This is a genomic window from Micromonospora sp. NPDC049004, from assembly GCF_040649315.1.
Classification (GTDB): Bacteria; Actinomycetota; Actinomycetes; order Mycobacteriales; family Micromonosporaceae; genus Micromonospora.
This window is the reverse complement of the sequence record NZ_JBEZFG010000007.1, coordinates 331,315-351,125: the sequence shown is the minus strand read 5'-3', so window position 1 is coordinate 351,125 and position 19,811 is coordinate 331,315. Positions and strand designations below refer to the sequence as shown.

Sequence of the window (19,811 nt, the reverse complement as noted above, 5' to 3'; positions counted from 1 at the left end):
CATCGTGCCCCAGCGGGTGGCCAACGTCCATGCCCGGTCAGCGAACCCGCACGTAGTAGCGGGACGCGTCCAGCGGCACCGTCGGCGCACCGTCGACCACCAGGTCGGCGCGCGTGGCGGTGTCGTCGGCGGCGAAGTGCGCCCGCTCCCCGGCATGCCAGCGGCGCAGCTCGGGCAGGATCTCCGGCCCGTCCCGCTCGACCGCCCGGGCCAGCCGCAGCGGCGCGGGCGCGGTGACGAAGACGGCGAGGGTCAGCTCCGGCCGGACGACGGCACGTGCCGCGCTGACCCCCTCCACGATCAGCACCGGCGTCACCGGCACCGGCACCGGGCGGGGCAGGAAGCACCGCCGCACCCAGCTGTAGCGCCGGTAGGACCCCGGCTCCCCCTGGCGCAGCGGGGTCAGCACCTCGCTGTCGAGACGAGGCCAGAAGGTGAGCTGATCGTCCCAGCCGTCGAGCAGGTCGTCGGTGTGCACCACCGGCGGACGCCCGCCGGGCAGCGCCGCCAGGGCGTCCGCGAGGTGCGCGGCGAACCGGCTCTTGCCCGCGCCGCTCGGCCCGTCGACCGCGACGAGCCGGGTCCGCCCCAACCGCGCCGGGCCCGCGAGCACCCGACGCGCCAACTCGGCGTACGCCTCGACGACCACCACCGGCGGCACCTGCCCGGCGGATCGCCCGGTCGGCCCGCCGACGTCCACGCCCCCGTGCCCGCCCTCGTTTCCGCCCTGCGACCCGCCCTCGCCCACGCCTTCGTTCCCGCTCCCCGCCCTGTCCCCGGTCACGCCTTCGTTCCCGCTCCCCGCGCCCCCGTCACCGTCCTGCGACCCGCCCTCGCCCACGCCCTCATCCCCGTTCCGGCCCGTGCCGTCGGGGCTGCGCCGCTGTGGGCCCCTGCGGGCAGGCTCCCTGGTGACGGGTCCGTGCACGACCGAAGTATGCCTCGCGCAAGCCCCCGCGCCGGCGGTTCACCGCCCAGATCAACTCGGCATCATTGATGTCGGGGTATCCCGTCGGCCAGGACACCCCGACATCACGGAAACCGAGTCGATCACCCCGGTTTCGCCAGCCTGACACGTCCGGCTGACGGCCCTGGACCGGTCACTCTCACGACCGGGGGAATTGGGGCGGCGACGGGTGACGGGCGGCCCGTTCGGCGCGCGGCTTGGTACCCGAGTCGGCATGATCGGGTGGTGCTCCGAGACGTGATGAGCCCCGGCATTGACGCCCTGCTCGAACAGGCCCGCGCCGGGCTGCACCGATTGACTCCACAGCAGACCGTCGAGGCGGTCCGCGGTGGCGCCCTGCTGGTCGACACCCGCACCGACACCCAGCGCCGCGAACAGGGCGACCTGCCCGGGGCGGTCGTCATCGACCGCACGGTGCTGGAGTGGCGGCTCGATCCGGCAAGCGCCTGGCGCATCCCGGAGGCCACCGCGTACGACCGGGAGATCGTGGTGGTGTGCCGCCAGGGTTACAGCTCCAGCCTGGCCGCCGCCAGTCTCCAGACCCTCGGCCTGCGCCGGGCCACCGACATGATCGGCGGCGTCGACGCGTGGCTCGCCGCCGGGCTGCCCACCACTGACCGCCCCGCCGACATCCGGCCCTGAACCGCGCCCGCGCCGCGTCGGCCCCGCCCGCGCCGCGTCGGCCCGCCCCGACGCTGGAGGCGGCCCTGGGACCGCGGGCCTGCACGACACGTCCGCCCCCGCCGCTGGAGGCCTCGCTGAAACCGCGGGCCTGCACGACACCGTCCGCCCCCGCCGCTGAAGATCACGCTGGAACATGGATGTAGTGGCATCCCAGCGTCGTCGACACCACTACTTCATGGATCGAGCACGATCTTGCGGCGCCCGGGTGGACTCAGCTCGACGGGACGCCGGGTCGGGCTCAGCTCGACGGGACGCCGGGCCGGGCTCAGCTCGACCGACGCCGGGTCGGTCTCAGCACGGCCGGCGCTGGGTCGGGCTCAGCTCGACGGGGCGCCGGGTGGGATGAAGGGAAGGTCGGCGGGTGCGCCGCTCTCGATGAGGCGCCAGAGGGCGTCGGTGTCCAGGTGCTCCTCGACGAGGTCGCCGAGCAGGTCGAGCGAGCCTTCCCGGGCTGCGGCGAAGCTGGTGCCCGGCGCGACCCGGAACCCGGTACGCCCCGCCAGCCGGGCGGCCTCGGTGAGGAACCAGCGGCGGAATCCGTCGGACTCGAACGCCCCGTGCCAGTGCGTGCCGTGCACCGCGCCGAGCACCGCGCCCTCACCGCTGCCGTCGGCTCCGGTCAGCAGCGGAGTCAGGGCGGGGTCGGTCTGCGAGACGTACCCGTGGTGGATCTCGTAGCCGCGGACCGCCACGTCGCCGGGGCCGGTGCCTACCGACTGCCGGACGGTCTTGCGCGGATCGAAGGTGATCTCGATGGGCAGCAGACCGAGCCCGGGCACGCTGCCCTGCCGGCTCTCGACCGGGTCGTGGATCGCCCGACCGAGCATCTGGAAGCCGCCACAGAGGCCGAGCAGCGGCTTGCCGGCTGCCACGTGTCTGGTCACCGCGTCGGCGAGGCCGGTCTCGCGTAGCCAGGTGAGGTCCGCGACTGTCGACTTCGAGCCGGGCAGGACGATCAGGTCGGCGGCGGCCAGTTCGGCCGGTTCGACGGTCAGGCGTACGCGCACGCCCGGTTCGGTGGCGAGCGCTTCCACGTCGGTGGCGTTGCTGATCCGGGGTAGCCGGACGACTGCCACGTCCAGCCAGTCGGTGCCGTGCGGAGCGGCGGGGCGGCCGAGCACCCGGCCGTAGGCGAGTGAATCCTCCGCGTCCAGCCAGAGGTCGAGCGACCAGGGCAGCACCCCGTACGTGGGACGGCCGGTCACCTGACGCAGCATGTCCAGCCCGGGCTGGAGCAGACCGAGGTCGCCACGGAACTTGTTGATCACGAAGCCGGCGATGAGCGCCTGGTCCGCCGGGTCGAGCAGGGCCACCGTGCCGAACATCGAGGCGAAGACGCCGCCCCGGTCGATGTCGCCGACCACGATGGCGGGCAGGTTGGCGTGCCGCGCGAGGCCCATGTTCACGTAGTCCCCGGCCCGCAGGTTGATCTCCGCCGGGCTCCCGGCGCCCTCACAGATCACCACGTCGTACGCGGCCCGCAGCTCGGTCAGCGCCGCGTACGCGGTCTCGGCGAGCCGGGGCCGCAACTGTCGGAAGGTGCCGGCGGTGATCGTGTCGACCGCCGTGCCGAGGAGAACCACCTGGCTGGCCAGGTCGCTACCGGGCTTGAGCAGAACGGGGTTGAAGCGCAGGTCCGGGGCGAGGCCGCAGGCGGCGGCCTGCATGGCCTGTGCGCGGCCGATCTCGCCGCCGCGCCCGTCCGGCCCGACCACGACGGCCGAGTTGTTCGACATGTTCTGCGCCTTGAACGGCGCCACCTTCACGCCCTGCCGGTGCAGCCATCGGCAGATGCCGGCGGTGAGCACGCTCTTGCCAGCGTCCGAGGTGGTGCCGGCGACCAGCAACCCGCCGCTCACCGCCCGCTCTCCCGCCGCACCGCGCCGCGAAACAGGCCGCGCTCCGACCCGACCCCGCCGGACAGCAGGCCGCTCCCGGGCCTGGCTCCGACGGCTCGCAGGCTCCGACGAGCGACCACGCCGGCCAGGCGGCCGACGGTCACCGGGTACGCGGCCGCCAGCCCGAGTGCGGCCAGGCCGACGGCGCCGGAGATGCGGGCTGCCCGCTTGAGGTGCCGCGCCTCGGGACGGGGGCCGTCGCCCAGGAACGGGCGGACCTCGGAGCGCCCGAAGTACATGTTGCGGCCACCGAGGCGGACGCCGAGCGCGCCGGCCATCGCCGCTTCGCACTGGCCGGCGTTGGGGCTCGGGTGATCGTTGCGGTCCCGTCGCCACACCCGCCAGGCCCGCTCCCGGTCACCATTCGCGACCGGCGCGACGGCGATGGTGAGGAGCCCGGTCAGCCGGGACGGCACCAGGTTGAGCAGGTCGTCCAGCCGGGCGGCCGGGGTGCCGAACCGCGCGTAGCGCTCCGATCGGTGCCCGACCATCGCGTCGAGGGTGTTGGCGGCGCGGTAGCCCAGCAGCCCGGGCAGGCCGGCGACCGCGCCCCAGAGCAGCGGGGCCACCACCGCGTCGGAGGTGTTCTCCGCGACCGACTCGACTGTGGCCCGGGCCAGCTCCGACTCGTCCAGCGTCGAGGGGTCCCGGCCGCAGAGGTTGCCGAGGCGCTGTCGGGCGGCGGGCAGGTCACCGTCACGAAGCGTTCGGCCCATGACGGCGGCCTCGTGTCGGAGCGTACGGCCGCCCAGCACGGTCCAGGTGCCGGCGGCGACGAGCACCGCGCGGCTCACCGGCCGGTGCCGGGTGGCCGCCGCGGCGACCGCCCCGAGCACCACGGGCCCGCCGACGGCCAGTGCCGTGAACACCGCGCCGGCCGTCCGGTCCGGTCGGTGCAGGCGACTCTCCAGAGCGCCCGCCACCTGCCCGAACCCGGCGACCGGATGCCACCGGCGAGGGTCGCCGAACAGCCTGTCCAGCGCGTAACCGGCCACCAGGCCCACCGCGTTCGCCACCGGCGCTGTCCGTCGCACGCGTACCACCCCCCGGCCGGCCAGCCTAGACGAGCACGCCGTGCGCCAGCCGCGGCCGCCGTGCTCCATCGAACCCCACTTCCGTCACGCGGGGTGACGACGCCGATCGCGTCGCCACCCCGCCCCCGTCGTGCCGCCGGCGCGTACCGTCGTCGACACCGGCCTCAGGCGGCCTGGCCGTACGGTTCAGGCGCCGGACGCGGTCCGTCACGCCGGCTGCGGAACCCGCCCCCGGCCCCGCCGGCCCCGACCGGACTGCGGAACCTCCGGCCGGCCCTCCTCGGGCACCGGCCCCAACTCGTCGTCGGGGTCGTCCTCCGGGTCGGAGTCGTCCGTGCTCACCGCGAGGGCCAGCTCGTCGTCGAGGACCGCGTGCCCATCGCCGCCGCCCGGGAAGCCGTCGTCGAAAGAGTCACCATCGCCGAGGGAGACGTCGTCGAGCGCGCCGTGGCGCAGCGGACTGGTCCGCGGCGAGCCGTACTCGGGCAACTCGAAGTCGTCGTCGAGCGGGCGGTCGTCGCGCAGCACCGGCGCCTGCTCGTCGGGCACCGGTTCGGTGGGCTCGCCCTGCACGCGGCTCTCGGCGGCCGCGTCCTCGACGGTGCTGGTGGTCATGGTCGGCCGGTTACGCAGGAAGCGGGCCCGCCCCCGGGACAGGTCGTGGCCGACGGCGACCGCCTCCAGCTCGTAGAGGGTGCGGTGGTTGCCCGCGTCGTCCGTCCAGTCGCGGGTGTAGAGCCGGCCGCACACCACCACAGGGTCGCCGACCATCACCGAGGCGGCCACGCCCTCGGCGAGCTTGCGCCAGCAGTTGACGCGGACGCGCAGTGAGTTGCCGTCGACCCACCGACCGCTGTCGCGGTCGAGCCGGCGGGCGGTGGAGGCGACCTTGAAGTTGGCCACCAGGGTGTTGCTCTGGGTCGTACGCCGCCACTCGGGCGCCGTCAGAATGTTGCCGACAATCGTGACGTACGTGTCGAACATCGTCCCTCCAGGGGGATCCGGGGTCTGCCAGCGAGTCGACTCGGCACCGAGCCTGTGCGTTCTCGTCGGCTGCCGCCAGCGCCACCACCCCGACCTGTGGATGACGAGGCCACCTGTGGACAACGCCCTGATCACACCACCGGTGTGGTACGCCCGACCCATCTGTCCGGGCGCCGACGGTTCCGGAGCCGCCCGAACTGGGTATGGATTTGATCAACGCACCACCGACAAGCTCCACGTCGACGAGAGGTCAGCGCCATGATGATCACTACTTTCGGCTCCGCAACCGTCTCCGAGGTGCGGCGATGAGCGCCGTGGCGAACCCGGCGACCGTGGGCGAGTGCCTGCGGGTGGGTGCGGGGTTCTCCCAGGGCGACCGCAACTGGATCGCCGAGCAGTTCGCCACCCTCGACGCCCGGCTGGCCGGTTTCCACGCCGACGCCACCGAGCTTGAGGTTTCGGTGAAGGACCGGGAGGCCCGGGGCCAGAAGGTCACCCTGGAGTGCTGGATCGCCGGCCGTCAGAAGATCGTCACCACCTCCTCGGAGGAGGACCTGCACGCCGCCCTCAACGACGTCCGCGACGACCTGCGCCGGCGGCTCAACGACGCCAAGACCCGCCAGGAGCCCCGGCACAACAAGCACCTGCGGGACATCCCCCAGCCGCAGGGCGAGGTCGACGAGTCCGCGGACCCGGCCCGCGTCGACGCGGAAACGGCATAACCCACGCCCACCCCCGCGATCTTGCACTTTCGGACGGCGAATCGAGGCTGTTGCCCCGTTCTGTCGGGTCAGAAAGTGCAAGATCGCGGGGAAGAGGGCGGGGGCTACCGCCGGGTAGGTCGGTCGGCGTAGCGTCGCGTTCGTGGAACCGGACGTGTTGGGGCCGCCGTACGAGCGGCAGACGATCGACCTGGGCACCGACGACGAAGGCCCCGTTGTCGCGACACTGGTCCGGCGGCGGGCCGAGCGCCCGACCGGGCGGGCGGTGCTCTATGTGCACGGCTTCGTCGACTACTTCTTCCAGACCCACCTGGCCGACTTCTTCGCCGAGCGCGGTTGGGACTTCTACGCGCTCGACCTGCGTAAATACGGTCGTAGCCTGCTCGCGCACCAGACGCCGAACTTCTGCCGCGACATCAGCGACTACTTCCCCGAGCTGGACGCCGCCGCCGAGATCATCCGCTCCGACGACGGGCACGACACCCTGCTGGTGATGGGCCACTCCACCGGCGGCCTGATCATCTCGCTCTGGGCGGACGCCCGCCGCGACACCGGCACCGTTGACGGCCTGGTCCTCAACAGCCCCTTCTTCGACATCAACGCTCCCTGGGCGGTCCGTCGACCCCTCGCGGCCGCCGTCTCCCGGCTGGGCCGCAGGGCGCCGCACCGCATCCTGCCGTTCGGCCTGGGCACGGTGTACGGCGAGAGCCTGCACGCCGACCACCGCGGCGAGTGGACCTACGACCTGGCGTGGAAGCCGCTGGCCGGGTTCCCCGTGCGGGCCGGCTGGCTGAACGCGATCCGCACCGGTCAACGCCGGCTGCGCGCCGGCCTGGACATCCCGGTCCCGGTGCTGCTGGCCTGCTCGACCCGCTCCTTCCGGGGCACCAGATGGCACGACAACGCGACAGTGGCCGACGCCGTGCTGGACGTCGAACACATGGTGCGGTACGCGCCCCGCCTCGGCCGGCACGTCACAGTCGCCCGCTTCGACGGCGGGTTGCACGATCTCACGCTCTCCGGCCCCGCCGTACGCGCCAAGGTCTTCGACGAGGTCGGCCGCTGGGCCGAGGCGTTCCTGGCCGCCGGCCCCACCGCCCCGGCCGCCGACCCCACCGCCGACGATCCCGCCGATGCACCCACGCTGCCGCAGAGCCGACGCCCGTCGACCGGCCACGCCGAGACGACGGCGATCGGCGACTGACGAGCTGACCGCCACGGCCGCGCAGCGCGACGCCCCCGCTGCCGACCTGACCGCCGCCCCGCCGCCCCGCCGCAGCTCGAACGACCAGCCGCGGCGAAGCCACGACGTTCGGCGACTGACCCGCCCCGGCTCGAACGACCGGCCCCGGCGAAGCGACGGCGCTCGACGGCCGCTGACCCCGCCGCAGCTCAGGCGACCGCACGCCGGAGCGCCGGCGCTCGGTGACAGGTCAGTCGAGCCGGGTTCAGGCGTCGCCGGGCGTGGCCGGGAGGACGGCCCGGATCCGGTCGAAGGTCGCCACCGGGTGACCGTCGACGCCGGGCAGCACCAGGCCCAGGCAGTACAGCGAGACGTCGCCGGTGGCGTCGGCCTGCACGACGAAGACGGGCGCACCGACGTACCCCGACGGCAGTTCCGTGGTGATCCGCACGTCGTCCCCGTCGCGGACCACGCGCTCGATCCCCACCTCCAGGGGGCGCGAGGCGTCCTCGCGTACCCCATGGGCCAGCACGAAAGCGGAACTGCCGTCGGCGCCGAGGCGGGCGACGGCCTCGGGCCCGGCGGCGATCCCCGCCGGCACCGGCTGCACGCGCCACCGCCAGCCGCCGTCGCCGGCGTACCGGTGCAGGCCAGCGGTCGGCAGCACCGCGACGCCATCGCTCGCAAAGCGCGCCCAACCGGGCACGATCTCGCCCTCCGCGATGACGTCCGGGGCGACGCCGGCCGGCTCGGTGACGCTCTCCCGCAGGCCCAGCTCCCCGCCCGCAGGGCCGACGAGGTCGGCGGCCGTCAACAGCGCCTCCCCCACCGGGTCGTCGCCGTCCTGAAAGAAGAAGGCGGTGCCGTAGGCGTCGGCCGTCCGGTACGGCAGGATGGCGCGGCCGACGACCTGGCACAGCTCGTAGGCGACGCCGCTCTCGGCGTCGGGGTCCAGCAACACCAGCCGAGGGTACGGGCCGACGCACGGCCATTCGGCGGGAACCCGGATGCCAGGCGGGGAGGCTCCGTGAGACCCTGCTCGGCAACGTGGACGCGGGCACCCTTTTCGTCGTCGGGCAGCCGGACGGCGGTACCCTCTGGGCGCGACATCCACACCGCGCGCCCGTAGCTCAGCGGATAGAGCAGGGGACTTCTAATCCCAAGGCCGCAGGTTCGAATCCTGCCGGGCGCACCCTTACCACCACAGGTCAGCGGCTCGCCTGCGCCGATCGGGCCACAATGCATCGGGGGTTACGCTGACCCGGTGGCGAGGGACAAGTGGGCCCAGTGGCTCTTGACCCGCCGGGACGGCGACAGCGCAGGCCTGCGCGCCCGCAACGCCCTGGATCTGGCGGCGTTCCGGGACGGCGTCCTTGAGGGAGCTGGCCTGGCGGCCGACGACGTGGTCCTCGACGTGGGCTGCGGGACGGGGCTGATCGGTTTCGGCGCGCTGGATCGGCTCGGCCCGGACGGCCGAGTCATCTTCAGCGATGTCTCACCGGATGTGCTCGACGAGTGCCGGCGTACCGCCGATGGCGACGGGCGGTGCAGCTTCGTGGTCGCGTCGGCCGATGATCTCGTCGGAATCGCTGACGCCTCTGTCAACGTCGTGACCCTTCGGTCGGTGCTCATCTACTCTGAGCGCAAGGCCGCCGCCTTCGCGGAGTTCTTCCGGGTCCTGCGGCCGGGCGGACGGATCTCCCTGTTCGAGCCGATCAACGGCTTCGCGGAGCGGCTCCGGCCCGATGATCTGTTCGGCTTGGGCGACTCGCCCGTCAACGACGTGGTCGCCAAGGTCAGCGATTTCCACCGGAGCACCACCGCGGAAACCACCCGACCGATGATGGACTTCGACGAGCGGAATCTCGTCGACTGGGCGTTGGCCGCCGGCTTCGAGGCGGTGGAACTGGACTATCGCGCCCAGATCGACGTGCCCGCCGACCCGGTCGGGGACTGGGAAACACTCAAGCGCGTGGCGCCCAACCCGCTGGTCCCCACGTACGGCGAAGCGATCGCCGCCGCCCTGACCGACGACGAACGCGAGCGTCTCGACACGTACATGACCGCTCTGGCTGCGGCCGGCACACCAACGCGGCGCACGATGGCCACGGCGTTCCTTCGCGCACGGCGTCCGCACAGGACGCGCTGAGGACGCACGGCGCTGCCACCGAGAACGACGGGGTGAAATCACGAATGCAGCGGTTTCACCTTCCGATATGCGATCCACCACCCTGCGGCGTCGCGGTACCGACTGGCTGATCTGCTCGACCCGACCAGGACCGGGCGCTGACGCGGATCGGCCGAAACCCACGCTGATAGCGTCGTCGCGTGTCGATGTTCCGGACTCCGCAGGTGATCCTCTTCAGCGAGGACGTCCCTCGCGCCGCCGAGTTCTACGCCGGCCTCGGTTTCACCGAGACCTTCCGGGTGCCGACCGAGGGCGAGCCGATCCACATCGACCTGGCGCTCGACGGCTACAAGATCGGTATCGCCTCGGTGGCCTCCACTCGCGACGATCACGGACTCGACCCCGTACCGCAGGGGCAGCGGGCCGCGGTGATCCTCTGGACCGACGACACCGCTGGCGCGTACGCGGCCCTCACGGCGAACGGCGCCCCGGCCCTGGCCGCACCGCACCGGTGGCTCGACCGCCTGCTGATCGCGTGGACGGCCGACCCGGACGGCAACCCGATCCAGATCGTCCAGCAGCTCTAACGACTTCAATCGTCTGCGGCGAAAGGCGTAGCGCCTACTCGTAGAAGCATCCGGCGCGCAGGGCGTCCGCGAGGAGTTGCCAGGTCGGTTGCGCCGGGAGAGGTTGGCCGGCACGCTTCTGCAGGCGGCTACGGTCCTGGAGGTACGCGGCGCACGCCTCCAGGTAGCGGTCTGTGGTCATGTTCTCGACCGTGTCCGGATCGCGAGCGACATCGTCAGCTATCCACCGCAGCCAGGTAACCAGGTCGTCCAGGCTGTCGACCCGCTTCAGCGGGCGGTTGTCGTCCTCGGTCATTGCCGCCCCTCCTGCATGCCGCCACCACCATCCGCGATGTCCTTCTCATGACAACGCCGCAGGTTCGAATCCTGCCGGGCGCACCCGAGCCATCGTGCTGCCCGTGGTCTTGGTGGGTTCGGACGATGGGCCGTTCAGGTCACGTCCGGCGAGCGACGTGGTCTTCAGCGCGGGGCGGCAGCGTCGACTCGGTCAGTCGGCACATTGGCGTAGCCCGCGTGTACGTTCTCCCGGTCGCCCCACAGATGGTGACGTGTCAGCCGATCGGGAGGCTTTCGTGGGTGTGCTGTACGACTACTTCCGCGCTTCTGACGACGAGGCCGTCGCGAAGCTGATGGCCGTCACCGACGGCGGCCCGGTGGTGTGCGAGGGAGATTCTTCCGTCGAGGATGCGGTGGACGGCAAGGGGATCGATCCGCCCGTCGTCCTCGGCCAGGTCGTCTCGTTCGCCCTCGACGTGCCGTGGGAGCCCAACCTTGTCGGGGAGCGGCTTATCTGGCCGGACGGTGCTGCCGAGGACCGTGAGTACGAAGGACCGTGGGTCGTCGCGTTGAGCGATCGCACCCGGGACGTGCTTGCGGAGATCCCGGATGACCGCTTGCCGAGCCTGGCCGAGCAGTGGTCACGCATCGAGGAGCTGTCCCACTACAGCGACACGGGACCGGAGGTCATGCTGTCGCGCTTGCGGGAGTTCGTTGGACTGGCCCGACGAGCAAGCACGAACGGGGAGCACATCTACTGCTGGATCTGCCTGTAGCAACGGCCGACAGGCGACGTCGACCACCCCGACTCCTGGTGACGTCGACTGTTGCGCGTGCGATGGACGATGGCCGGATGACCAGACGACGGCGTCAGTCGCCGCCACCCGCTCCGACCGGTCTGCGTCCGCGCACGCGCGTGCTGCTGACCGCGCTGCCCATGCTGCTGCTAGGTGTGGGCCTCGTTGTCGGCGCGGTCGCCTACCGCTGGCGCGTGTCGTCGGAGGCGGACCGTCTGCGGGCCGAGGGCGTTCGGGTCACGGCCTACGTCTCCGATCGGGCCGGGGGCCAGGGACGGGGCAGCGGTGTCGACCGGATCGAGGTCTCCTACCTCTACGAGTCGAGGTCGTACAGCACCTGGATCCCCTGCGCTGGCGAGACCGGCTGCCGCCAGACTCCCGGTCCGACGATGGACGTGTGGGTGGACCCGGACGCACCTGGCACGTTCGTGGCGGCAAACGGGCACACCGATGGCTCGCTGTCGTTCCTGATGTCCTGGACGATCCCTCCCGTCGGGCTCCTCCTCGCCGCCGTCGGCACCATCCTGCTGGTGCTTGTCGTCCGCACGAGGGACGAACAGTGGCGGTAAGGCCGGCTCAGCCCCACCGGAAGCCGGTGCCGACCCGTCGCGCCGGTGCCATATGCTGCGCGCGTCCACACGGGGGCCACGGGGAGAATCACATGCGACGGTACGGCAGGGCAGCGCTCGCGGCTGCGTTCCTCACTGTGGCGCTGGCGGGCTGCGGCACGCCTGCCGGCACGGACGGTGACCTGTCCGACGACTGGCGACCGATGGCTGCGGCGCAGCAGTTCACCCCGAAGGCCGACGAGTGCCACGTGATCGACGAGGCCACGTCGTACCTGAGCAGCTACTCCCCCGTCAACTGCGTCCAGACCCACAAGGTGGAGACCTTCTACGTCGGCACCTTCACCGGAGCTCTGGCCGCCCGGACCGCGCCGCCCAAGACGGAGTCGGCGTCGATGCGGTCGACCTTTGCCGACTGTGACAGCCGCGCCAAGAAGTTCGTGGGCGGCGAATGGCGCGATGCCCGACTATCGGTGCAGGTCGCGCCGACGTCGCCAGCCGCCTGGGCGGGTGGCGCGCGCTGGTACCGGTGCGACATCTTCGAGTTGGACGAGATCAACGGCCCGAACGGCGAGAGCGATGCGGCGATCCAGCGGTCCGGCTCGCTACGCAACGCCCTGGCCAGCAGTTCCCCGCTGCACTACGGGTGCATGAACGAGGACAAGTGGGGGATGCTGCGTCCGGTCGCGTGCACTGCCGGGCATCAGTTCGAGTACGCCGGCGCCTGGACCGCGCCGGATCGCTCCTGGGCGGACGCGACCCGGGACGAGGCCTCCATCCACTCGGCCTGCCGGACGGTCATCGCCCGGTACGCGAAGGTGCCCGTGGACAGCAACCTGCAATACCGCACCGGGACCTCGTACCGCTTCCCGAACCGCCTGCTGTGGGAACGCGGTGATCGTGGCGTGCGCTGCTACTACTGGTCCGGCGGCCCCATGATCAAGCGTTCGATCGCTGGCGGCGGCACGAAGGCGCTGCCGATCCGCTGAGGCGGGTCAGATCGGTCCCAGCAGCGCCGCCAACGCGGCGTCACCCTGCCCGAGTTGCGTTCCACCGGGTGAGGCCACGACCAGGAAGCGTCGGCAGGCGTCCAGCTCGACGTACCACTCGGGCCCACCCCCGTCCAGGGACCGGAGCACCGCGAAGCGGGACGCCGGGGTGGCACAGTCGGCCGCCGGTCGAGTCGTGGCCAGCGCTTGGAGCGCCTTCGCCTGCCGCTGCGGTGGCAGCGGCCCGCCGTACACGAAGTCGCCTGCCGGTTTGCCGCCGCCGCGCTCGGACGGGGGCACCTCGTAGACGCAGAGGCGCAGCGGCCCGGCCTTCGGACTCGCGCCGGGCACGACACGTCCGGGACGTCCGAGGTGGGTCTCCACCCACACCATGTCGGACCACCGCTGCTCGCAGCCGGCGGTCTCGGCCGCCGACGATTCGACAAGCCCGACCGTGCGGGTGTCGACAGTGGTCAGGCGCAGCCCGTCCAACGCCGCACGCACCTCCGGGCGCGGCTTGCCGCACGAGTCCGTCGGCAGGTACGGCCGCAGCCAGCGGCCCCGGTCGTCGAGCAGCGCCAGCCAGGGTGGGACGAGCAGGTCCAGGGTGCAGGCGACCTCCCCTCGACCCCGGCCCTGGTCGGGCAGGCGCAACGCGGCCAGCAGCGCTGCGATCTCGTCGGCGCGGCGCTCGGTGGCCACCTGTTCCCGGCCGCCACCGGCCCGTGGCCGGACCTCGCGGCCGCAGAGCACTGCGGCGACCGGAACGAACGCGGGGTCGATCCGCCCGATCGTCGGCTCGGTCCCGGCGGGCGTCGGCGCCGCGGGCCCGTCCGACCCCGGCGGTACGGGCAGCACGACGCCGGCCTGCGGCGCGACCTCGGCGCAGGAGGTCCACTTCCCGACGATCTCGGCCGGACCGGGATCGTTGGGCGTGTTGGCCGGCCCCGCGCAGCCGCTCAGTACCAGGCCGCACAGCCCCATGCCGAGCAGCGCCACCGCAAGTGTCGTTCCGCCCGAGCGCATCCGGCTCACCACCTCTCGCCAGGAGATGAGACGGCCGGTGCCGCTCCCCGGTTCCGGCCGTCGAGACGGCCGGCGCGATGCTCACCCCGACTGGCGAATCCGACCCCTGCGGGAACGCGTGCCGGTCCTGCCGCGTCGCATGGGAATGGATGCGAAGACCCTCGCCCGGATGGCCACTCTCGCCGTTGCGCCGCTGCTGGCCGCGGCAGGCTGCGCAGGGTTCGCCACGTCAACGAACCCGCCTCCCCCGGTATCGCGCGACGCAACGCCAGGGTCCGTGGTCTCGCACCCGCCTCCCAGCGCGACACCAGCCGCCATCCGCCTCGTCGACGAGGACTCGGCCGACCTGCACCTGTGGGTGAGCAATCAGTCGTTCGAGGACGACCGGGTCACCGTCGTGGTCAGCATCGACGGCACCCGGCTCGTCGATCAGCCCTTCGACGTGCAGAGCCAGCACAACTGGATCCTGTTCCCCATCAAGCTCCCGCCGGGCAGCCACGAGGTGACCGCCACCTCGCCGACGGGCGCCGAGACACACCAGCGGCTCACCGTGCCCGAGCAGGGACGCCGGTACGCCGTGCTCAGCTACTGGACCGAGCCGGGCCGAGACAATCGTCAGCTGAGTTGGTCAGTCCAGTCCCACCCGGTCGCCTTCCAGTAGACGAGCCAGCCGCTGGCCAAGGGTGATGTCGCCGACGCCGGGCGGCGCCGCCGGTCGGACCACCTCGCCCGTCGGCATGATGGCCCGATGGCACATCTGGGACTGGTCTCGGTACTGGTACGCGAGTACGACGAGGCGATCGACTTCTACGTGGGCGGCCTCGGCTTCGAGCTGGTGGAGGACACGGCCCGCCCGGACGGCTCGCGCTGGGTGGTGGTGCGGCCCGCGGGGGCTCGGGAGACGGCGTTGCTGCTGGCCCGGCCGAGCAGCGCCGAGCAGCAGGCCCGGGTGGGTGACCAGACCGGCGGCCGGGTCGGCCTGTTCCTGCACACCGAGGACTTCGCCCGGGACCACGCCCGGATGGTCGCGGCCGGGGTGCGGTTCCTGGAGGAGCCCCGGCACGAGGCGTACGGTTCGGTGGCGGTATTCGTCGACCTGTACGGCAATCGGTGGGACCTGATCCAGCCTCGCAGCGCAGAGTGACGACAAGGCGACACCATGCGTACGGTGGGTGAACGCTCACCGTACGCCATGCTATTCTCCGATGTCGATCTCTGCAGCGCGGACCCGGACCGGGTCGTTGTCGGAAGGACAGCTCCCGATGCCGGCGACTGCCGCCCCGACCGTGCCACCGCCCGTCCTGGACAGTCCGGCCGGCGGGGCGTTCAGCCTCATCTTCACCACGCTGCCGGCGCTGCTGCGGCTGACGTGCGGGCTGGTCGGCGCCGCGGTGGCGCTGTCGGTGCGTACCCCGCCGGTCGATGAGGCCCTGCTGTGGCCCGGCGTGGCCGCGCTCACCGGATGGTCGCTCTGGTATGCCGGCCGCGCGCTGCGCCACGGGATCACCCCGGCACTGGTCGCCGGTGACGTCGGGATCACCGCGCTGGCCTGCCTGCTCATCCCTCGCCTGGTGGCGCCCGAGGTGCTGCCCGGCGAGGGCAGTTGGATCGCGGTGCTCGCCAGCACCACGGTGATCAACGCGCAGGCCACCGCCCCGGCCCGCTGGTCGGTCCCGGCCGGGCTGCTGGTCACCGCGACGTACGTGGTCGGCGCGCAGGCGGCCGGCAACCCCGCCGAGTCCCGGGCGCACGCCGCCACCCTGCTGGTGCAGACGGCCTGCACGGCGATGATGACGGGGGTGATGCGCCGCCGGATCGGGCGGGCCGACCGGGCGTTCGCCGAGCACCAGCGGTTGACCCGGGAGGCGTTGGTCGCCCGCGCCGCCCGCGAGGCGGAGCGCCAGCAGAATCGGGACCTGCACGACACAGTGCTCGGCACCCTGACCATGGTGGGGCTCGGCGCGGTGGCTGGCCCGTCGGCCGCGTTCCGCGACCGCTGCGCCACCGACCTGCGTACTCTCGTCGCGCTGACCGACCTGGGTCCGGCGCCCGGCGACGGCCCGGTCCCCCTCGACGCTCGGTTGCGGACGGTGCCCGACCGGCTGCCCGAACTGTCGGTCGGCCTGGAGCTGGCCTCGTGCGCGGTGCCCGCCGGGGTGGCCGACGCGATCACCGAGAGCGCCTACGCGGCACTGTCCAACGTGGTCCGGCACGCGCCGGGCGCGCAGGCCACCCTGCGGCTGACCCGCGACGCGGTCGCCGTCGTGGTCGAGGTGGTCGACGACGGCCCCGGGTTCGACCCGGGCACCGTCCCGGCGCACCGGTACGGGCTGCGGGAGTCGATCCGCGGTCGGATGGCTGCGGTCGGCGGGCGGGCCGAGGTGCGCTCCGCGCCCGGTGCGGGCACCCGGATCCGACTGGAGTGGCCCGGTGTCGGCTGACCTCGGCGCCTCGGCGGAGCGCACGCGCATCCGCGAGGCACGCGTTCCGAGGCCGTCGCCCGGCCCCGCCGACGGGCCCATTCCGCCCGAGCCCGCGGTGCTCGCCGCGCCGGCCGCGGTGGCGCACGCCTCCGACCGGGGGGCCCGGATCGTCGCCGTCGCCATCGCGCTGGCCTGGCATGTCGCGATCGGACTTCCGGCGGTGCTGGCGATGCGGACGCAGTTCACCGCGCCGACGGTGGTGCTCGGCGGTTGGATCCTGGTCGCCGTGACCGGCGCGGTGGCGGGCGTCCGGCTGCTGCGGGGAGCGCCGCTGCCGCCCTGGCCGCTCGCCGGGCTGCTGCTCGCCGTCGACGCGGCCGTCTTCGCGGCGGTCGGCGAACGGCAGCTCTTCGCCGCCGCGAACTGGGTGTGGGGCACGCTCGGCTGGTTCTTCGTGCTGGCGCTGTGGGGTCGGCGGGTCAGCGGTCTGGTCGCGCTGCTGACCACGCACGCGCTGATCGCACTCGCCGCCGTCCTCGCGCACGGCCCCGGCGCGGCCGACCTGGCCCGCTACACCATGTACGTCTACGGCACCTTCTCGCTGCCGGTGGCGGTCTTCGTCGGCAGCGCGGTGATCGTCGGCCTGGCCCGGGAGCGGGCCGCCGCAGCTGCCGCGATGCACACGCTCGCCGCCGAGCGGGCGGCCGCCGAGCGGAGCCGGCAGGAACGCCGGGACCGGCTCGCCCTGGTCGGCGCGGCGGCCGGACGGGTGCTCGGCGAGCTGGCCGCCGGCGAGGTCGACCCGGACGACCCGGAGGCGCAGCGCCGTTGCGTGCTGGCCGCGGCCCGGCTGCGTCGCCTGATCGCCGAGTCCGACGACGTGCCCGACCCGTTGCTGCACGAGCTGCGGGCCGCCGCCGACCTGGCCGAACGCAACGGACTGCCGATCGACCTGATCGCCATCGGCACCCCACCGCCGCTGCCGGTCCAGATCCGCCGCCGGCTGGCCGACCCGCTCACCGGCCTGCTCGCCGACGCCCGGGGGTGGGCGCGTCTGACCGTGGTGTCCGGCCCCGACGAGGTGGTGGTCAGTCTGGTCACGCCGGACCGGGAGGGACCGGACGCGACCGGCCCTCCACCCGGGGAGCACGACGACGGGCCGGTGCAGCACCTCTACGAACGGGACGGGGACATCAGATGGGCGCAGACCCGGTGGTTGGGGTGACCGGTGACCGGCTGGTCGGGGTGGCGATCGTCGACGACCACCCGGTGGTCGTCGAGGGGGTGCGCGCCTGGCTCGCCAGCGAGCCGCGACTGACCGTGCTGGCCACCGGGGACGACCCGGACGAGGTGCTGCGCGCGGCACCGGACGCCGACGTCGTCCTGCTCGACCTGCGGCTGCACGGCCGGATGGCGCTGGACAAGCTGGCCGAGTTGAGCGCCACCGGGCGACGGGTGGTGGTCTACTCGGAGCACACCGACCCGGGGACGATGCTCGCCGCGCTGGACGCCGGAGCCGTTGCCTTCCTGGCCAAGCACGAAGGTCGGGAGCACTGCGTGGCGACCGTGTTGGCGGCGGCGAGCGACCGCCCGTACGTGCCACCGGCGCTGGCCGGCGCGATGGTCGGCGATCCGAGGCCGGACCGGCCGATGCTGTCCGACAAGGAGCGTGAGGCGCTGCTGCTGTGGTTCCAGTCGATGTCCAAGGCGTCGGTGGCCCGTCGCATGCGGATCAGCGAGCACACGGTGAAGCAGTATGTGGACCGTGCGCGGATCAAGTACACCCGGGCGGGGCGGCCGGCAGCCACAAAGGCGGCGCTGCTCGCCCGTGCGATCGAGGACGGGCTCGTCCGCCCGGAGGAGATCGGCATCTACCGGTCACAGGCGACGCACGACCGGCCGACCCCCTAACGGGCGTCATGACAGTGGCCGGCGGATCGGCGAGGCTCAACCCACAGCCAGCTGACCGGGAGGTCGTGACGATGCACGCCGACGCGTCCCCCTTTTTCATCGGCCCACACCGGTTCGACGCGCCGGACGACGATGTGGGCCCGACCCTCGACCGGCGTTACGACATGCGCCCGCTGCCCGGCGAGAAGGTGCTCGGCAGGCACCGGCTGCTCGTCGCGGGCTACCTGCTCGGGCCGACCGAGACACGACGCGGCTGGCAGCTTCCGGGGCCGGTCTCGGTGACCGTCACCGACCAGCGGATCTGCTGGGTGGGCACCGGCTCGCAGCTGTCCCTGGTCGCCGACGACGCGCCGCGGCCCCGGCCGGCGGGGCGGCTGACCGGGCTGATGACCGGCCAGATCCGCTGGCAGTGGCCGTCCCGGCTGGAGCTTCCCCCCACCGATCCGGCACAGCTGATGATCGTCTGCGACGCGTTGCGGACCATTCAGCAGCCGGCGCTGGCCCTCGGCGGGTCACCTGGTGAAATCATCGCCCTGGCCCGGCAGGTGCGCCGGGCGGTGGCCATGTTCCGGCTCACCCGCCCGCAACTCGTGGACCTCTCCGCGCAGGAGCGCGACGTTCTGCTGCTGCGGGCCGGTCCCGCGCTGCCCGCCGGGGAAACCCGGATCACCCTGCCCGGCTCGCTGCCGGTGGAGTTCCGCTCCCGCGACGACTACTACCGCTCGGGACCGGAGCCGACCTCCTGGGACGGTTTCGCAGGCGGCGCGGCGTCCGGGCGTTGGTGAGGCCGCGCCGCGCGACAGGTCTGATCGTTCTCAGACGCTCGGGGTGCGCTCCTCGCCGACGGCGTCCAGCGTGGCGGCCTCCTCCGGCGTCGGCGCGGTGCCACCGAGGTGCGCCGGGAGCCACCAGCTGTCCTCCGGGCCGGCCGGCGCGTCCGGGTAGTCGCGCTGGGCCCGCTCGACGAGCGCGCTCAACCGGGTGGTCAGCTCGGCGGCCAGCAGGTTCGGGTCCGGGAAGTCCGCCGGCTGGATCGGCTCGCCGATCAGGATGGTGATGGGGGTGTGCCGACGGGTGAGGGTGCGGGGCCGGCCCTTGGTCCAGAGCCGCTGCGTGCCCCAGAGCGCGACCGGCAGCACCGGCACCTTCGCCGAACGCGCCATCCGGACGGTGCCGCTCTTGAGCTCCTTGACCGTGAACGACCGGCTGATCGTGGCCTCCGGGAAGACGCCCACCACCTCGCCGCGCTTGAGCGCGGCGACTGCCGAGCGGAACGAGGCGGCACCGGCCTCCCGGTCCACCGGGATGTGGCGCATGCCGCGCATCAGCGGGCCGGAGATCCGGTGCGTGAAGACCGACTGCTTGGCCATGAACCGCACCAGCCGACCCGACGCGTTGGCACCCAGGCCGGCGAAGATGAAGTCGAGGTAGCTGACGTGGTTGCTGGCCAACACCGCCCCGCCGGTGCGGGGTACGTGGTGGGCGCCCTCGATGGTGATCTTCAGGTCGAGGACCCGGAACATCGTCTTGGCGGCGGCGATAACGGGCGGGTACACGAGCTCCGGCATCCGCAGAATCTACCCTGCCCGGCTGGGGATCGCCTGGGTGGCGGCCCGGCGGCGACGCGGGTGGCGCC

General features: G+C 72.9%; 22 protein-coding genes and 1 tRNA gene. 15 read left to right on the top strand and 8 right to left on the bottom strand.

Going from position 1 to position 19,811, the window contains the following annotated elements; genetic code table 11:
* Positions 1–37: 37 nt before the first annotated feature.
* Complete coding sequence (locus AB0B97_RS22750; protein ID WP_357496265.1) at positions 38–700, bottom strand: hypothetical protein; 663 nt, start codon at positions 698–700, stop codon at positions 38–40.
* A 507-nt stretch (positions 701–1,207) separates the two neighbouring features.
* Here AB0B97_RS22750 and AB0B97_RS22745 point away from each other — a divergent pair.
* Positions 1,208–1,609 carry a rhodanese-like domain-containing protein gene (locus AB0B97_RS22745; RefSeq protein WP_039908933.1) on the top strand — a complete coding sequence of 134 codons (402 nt, stop codon included), beginning with the start codon at positions 1,208–1,210 and terminating at the stop codon, positions 1,607–1,609.
* Positions 1,610–1,968: 359 nt separating this feature from the next.
* On the opposite strand, the gene AB0B97_RS22740 is transcribed toward AB0B97_RS22745, so the two are convergent.
* From AB0B97_RS22740 to AB0B97_RS22730, 3 genes are all read right to left on the bottom strand, one after another.
* A complete protein-coding gene (locus AB0B97_RS22740; protein ID WP_357496163.1) occupies positions 1,969–3,510 on the bottom strand; it encodes a cobyric acid synthase in 1,542 nt (513 codons plus the stop codon).
* Positions 3,507–4,583, bottom strand: coding sequence for a cobalamin biosynthesis protein (locus AB0B97_RS22735; RefSeq protein ID WP_357496161.1), 1,077 nt, complete (start codon positions 4,581–4,583; stop codon positions 3,507–3,509). The genes AB0B97_RS22740 and AB0B97_RS22735 overlap by 4 nt, the downstream gene beginning before the upstream one ends.
* A gap of 207 nt (positions 4,584–4,790) precedes the next feature.
* Positions 4,791–5,567 (bottom strand): single-stranded DNA-binding protein, encoded by a 777-nt coding sequence (locus tag AB0B97_RS22730; protein ID WP_357496159.1) that lies wholly within the window; start codon positions 5,565–5,567, stop codon positions 4,791–4,793.
* A gap of 305 nt (positions 5,568–5,872) precedes the next feature.
* On the opposite strand from AB0B97_RS22730, the gene AB0B97_RS22725 reads away from it, so the two are divergent.
* Complete coding sequence (locus AB0B97_RS22725; protein ID WP_357496157.1) at positions 5,873–6,289, top strand: HPF/RaiA family ribosome-associated protein; 417 nt, start codon at positions 5,873–5,875, stop codon at positions 6,287–6,289.
* A gap of 142 nt (positions 6,290–6,431) precedes the next feature.
* Positions 6,432–7,493, top strand: a complete 1,062-nt coding sequence (locus AB0B97_RS22720; protein ID WP_357496155.1) for an alpha/beta hydrolase — start codon at positions 6,432–6,434, stop codon at positions 7,491–7,493.
* A 244-nt stretch (positions 7,494–7,737) separates the two neighbouring features.
* On the opposite strand, the gene AB0B97_RS22715 is transcribed toward AB0B97_RS22720, so the two are convergent.
* On the bottom strand, positions 7,738–8,433 hold the full coding sequence (locus AB0B97_RS22715; protein ID WP_357496153.1) for a hypothetical protein: 696 nt from the start codon (positions 8,431–8,433) through the stop codon (positions 7,738–7,740).
* 158 nt (positions 8,434–8,591) lie between these two features.
* Here AB0B97_RS22715 and AB0B97_RS22710 point away from each other — a divergent pair.
* From AB0B97_RS22710 to AB0B97_RS22700, 3 genes are all read left to right on the top strand, one after another.
* Positions 8,592–8,664, top strand: a tRNA-Arg gene (locus AB0B97_RS22710).
* A gap of 210 nt (positions 8,665–8,874) precedes the next feature.
* Positions 8,875–9,621: a class I SAM-dependent methyltransferase gene (locus AB0B97_RS22705; protein WP_357496151.1), complete on the top strand. Its 747-nt coding sequence runs from the start codon at positions 8,875–8,877 to the stop codon at positions 9,619–9,621.
* Between the two features lie 185 nt (positions 9,622–9,806).
* The gene (locus tag AB0B97_RS22700) at positions 9,807–10,187 is read left to right on the top strand and encodes a VOC family protein (RefSeq protein ID WP_234582169.1); all 381 of its coding nucleotides are present in this window, start codon (positions 9,807–9,809) and stop codon (positions 10,185–10,187) included.
* Between the two features lie 34 nt (positions 10,188–10,221).
* Here the strand turns inward: AB0B97_RS22700 and AB0B97_RS22695 are convergent, their stop codons facing one another.
* A complete protein-coding gene (locus tag AB0B97_RS22695; protein ID WP_357496149.1) occupies positions 10,222–10,482 on the bottom strand; it encodes a hypothetical protein in 261 nt (86 codons plus the stop codon).
* A gap of 277 nt (positions 10,483–10,759) precedes the next feature.
* Between AB0B97_RS22695 and AB0B97_RS22690 the strand changes: the two genes are divergently transcribed.
* From AB0B97_RS22690 to AB0B97_RS22680, 3 genes are all read left to right on the top strand, one after another.
* Positions 10,760–11,239, top strand: a complete 480-nt coding sequence (locus tag AB0B97_RS22690; protein WP_357496144.1) for a hypothetical protein — start codon at positions 10,760–10,762, stop codon at positions 11,237–11,239.
* Between the two features lie 77 nt (positions 11,240–11,316).
* On the top strand, positions 11,317–11,829 hold the full coding sequence (locus tag AB0B97_RS22685; RefSeq protein ID WP_357496142.1) for a DUF3592 domain-containing protein: 513 nt from the start codon (positions 11,317–11,319) through the stop codon (positions 11,827–11,829).
* 92 nt (positions 11,830–11,921) lie between these two features.
* Complete coding sequence (locus AB0B97_RS22680; RefSeq protein WP_357496140.1) at positions 11,922–12,815, top strand: septum formation family protein; 894 nt, start codon at positions 11,922–11,924, stop codon at positions 12,813–12,815.
* A 6-nt stretch (positions 12,816–12,821) separates the two neighbouring features.
* Here the strand turns inward: AB0B97_RS22680 and AB0B97_RS22675 are convergent, their stop codons facing one another.
* Complete coding sequence (locus AB0B97_RS22675) at positions 12,822–13,841, bottom strand: hypothetical protein (RefSeq protein ID WP_357496138.1); 1,020 nt, start codon at positions 13,839–13,841, stop codon at positions 12,822–12,824.
* 277 nt (positions 13,842–14,118) lie between these two features.
* Here AB0B97_RS22675 and AB0B97_RS22670 point away from each other — a divergent pair, with 277 nt between their 5' ends.
* The 6 genes from AB0B97_RS22670 (at position 14,119) to AB0B97_RS22645 (ending at position 18,960) form a co-directional block, all read left to right on the top strand.
* The gene (locus AB0B97_RS22670; protein ID WP_357496137.1) at positions 14,119–14,502 is read left to right on the top strand and encodes a hypothetical protein; all 384 of its coding nucleotides are present in this window, start codon (positions 14,119–14,121) and stop codon (positions 14,500–14,502) included.
* Positions 14,503–14,589: 87 nt separating this feature from the next.
* Positions 14,590–14,985 carry a VOC family protein gene (locus tag AB0B97_RS22665; RefSeq protein ID WP_357496135.1) on the top strand — a complete coding sequence of 132 codons (396 nt, stop codon included), beginning with the start codon at positions 14,590–14,592 and terminating at the stop codon, positions 14,983–14,985.
* Positions 14,986–15,103: 118 nt separating this feature from the next.
* A complete protein-coding gene (locus AB0B97_RS22660; protein ID WP_357496133.1) occupies positions 15,104–16,282 on the top strand; it encodes an ATP-binding protein in 1,179 nt (392 codons plus the stop codon).
* Positions 16,283–16,361: 79 nt separating this feature from the next.
* The gene (locus tag AB0B97_RS22655) at positions 16,362–17,489 is read left to right on the top strand and encodes a hypothetical protein (RefSeq protein WP_357496262.1); all 1,128 of its coding nucleotides are present in this window, start codon (positions 16,362–16,364) and stop codon (positions 17,487–17,489) included.
* Entirely contained in the window at positions 17,462–18,175 is a 714-nt protein-coding gene (locus AB0B97_RS22650; protein ID WP_234582114.1) for a response regulator transcription factor, read from the top strand. The genes AB0B97_RS22655 and AB0B97_RS22650 overlap by 28 nt, the downstream gene beginning before the upstream one ends.
* A 71-nt stretch (positions 18,176–18,246) precedes the next feature.
* Positions 18,247–18,960 carry a hypothetical protein gene (locus AB0B97_RS22645; RefSeq protein ID WP_234582113.1) on the top strand — a complete coding sequence of 238 codons (714 nt, stop codon included), beginning with the start codon at positions 18,247–18,249 and terminating at the stop codon, positions 18,958–18,960.
* Between the two features lie 30 nt (positions 18,961–18,990).
* Here the strand turns inward: AB0B97_RS22645 and AB0B97_RS22640 are convergent, their stop codons facing one another.
* Positions 18,991–19,743, bottom strand: coding sequence for a lysophospholipid acyltransferase family protein (locus AB0B97_RS22640; RefSeq protein ID WP_357496130.1), 753 nt, complete (start codon positions 19,741–19,743; stop codon positions 18,991–18,993).
* Positions 19,744–19,811 lie beyond the last annotated feature (68 nt).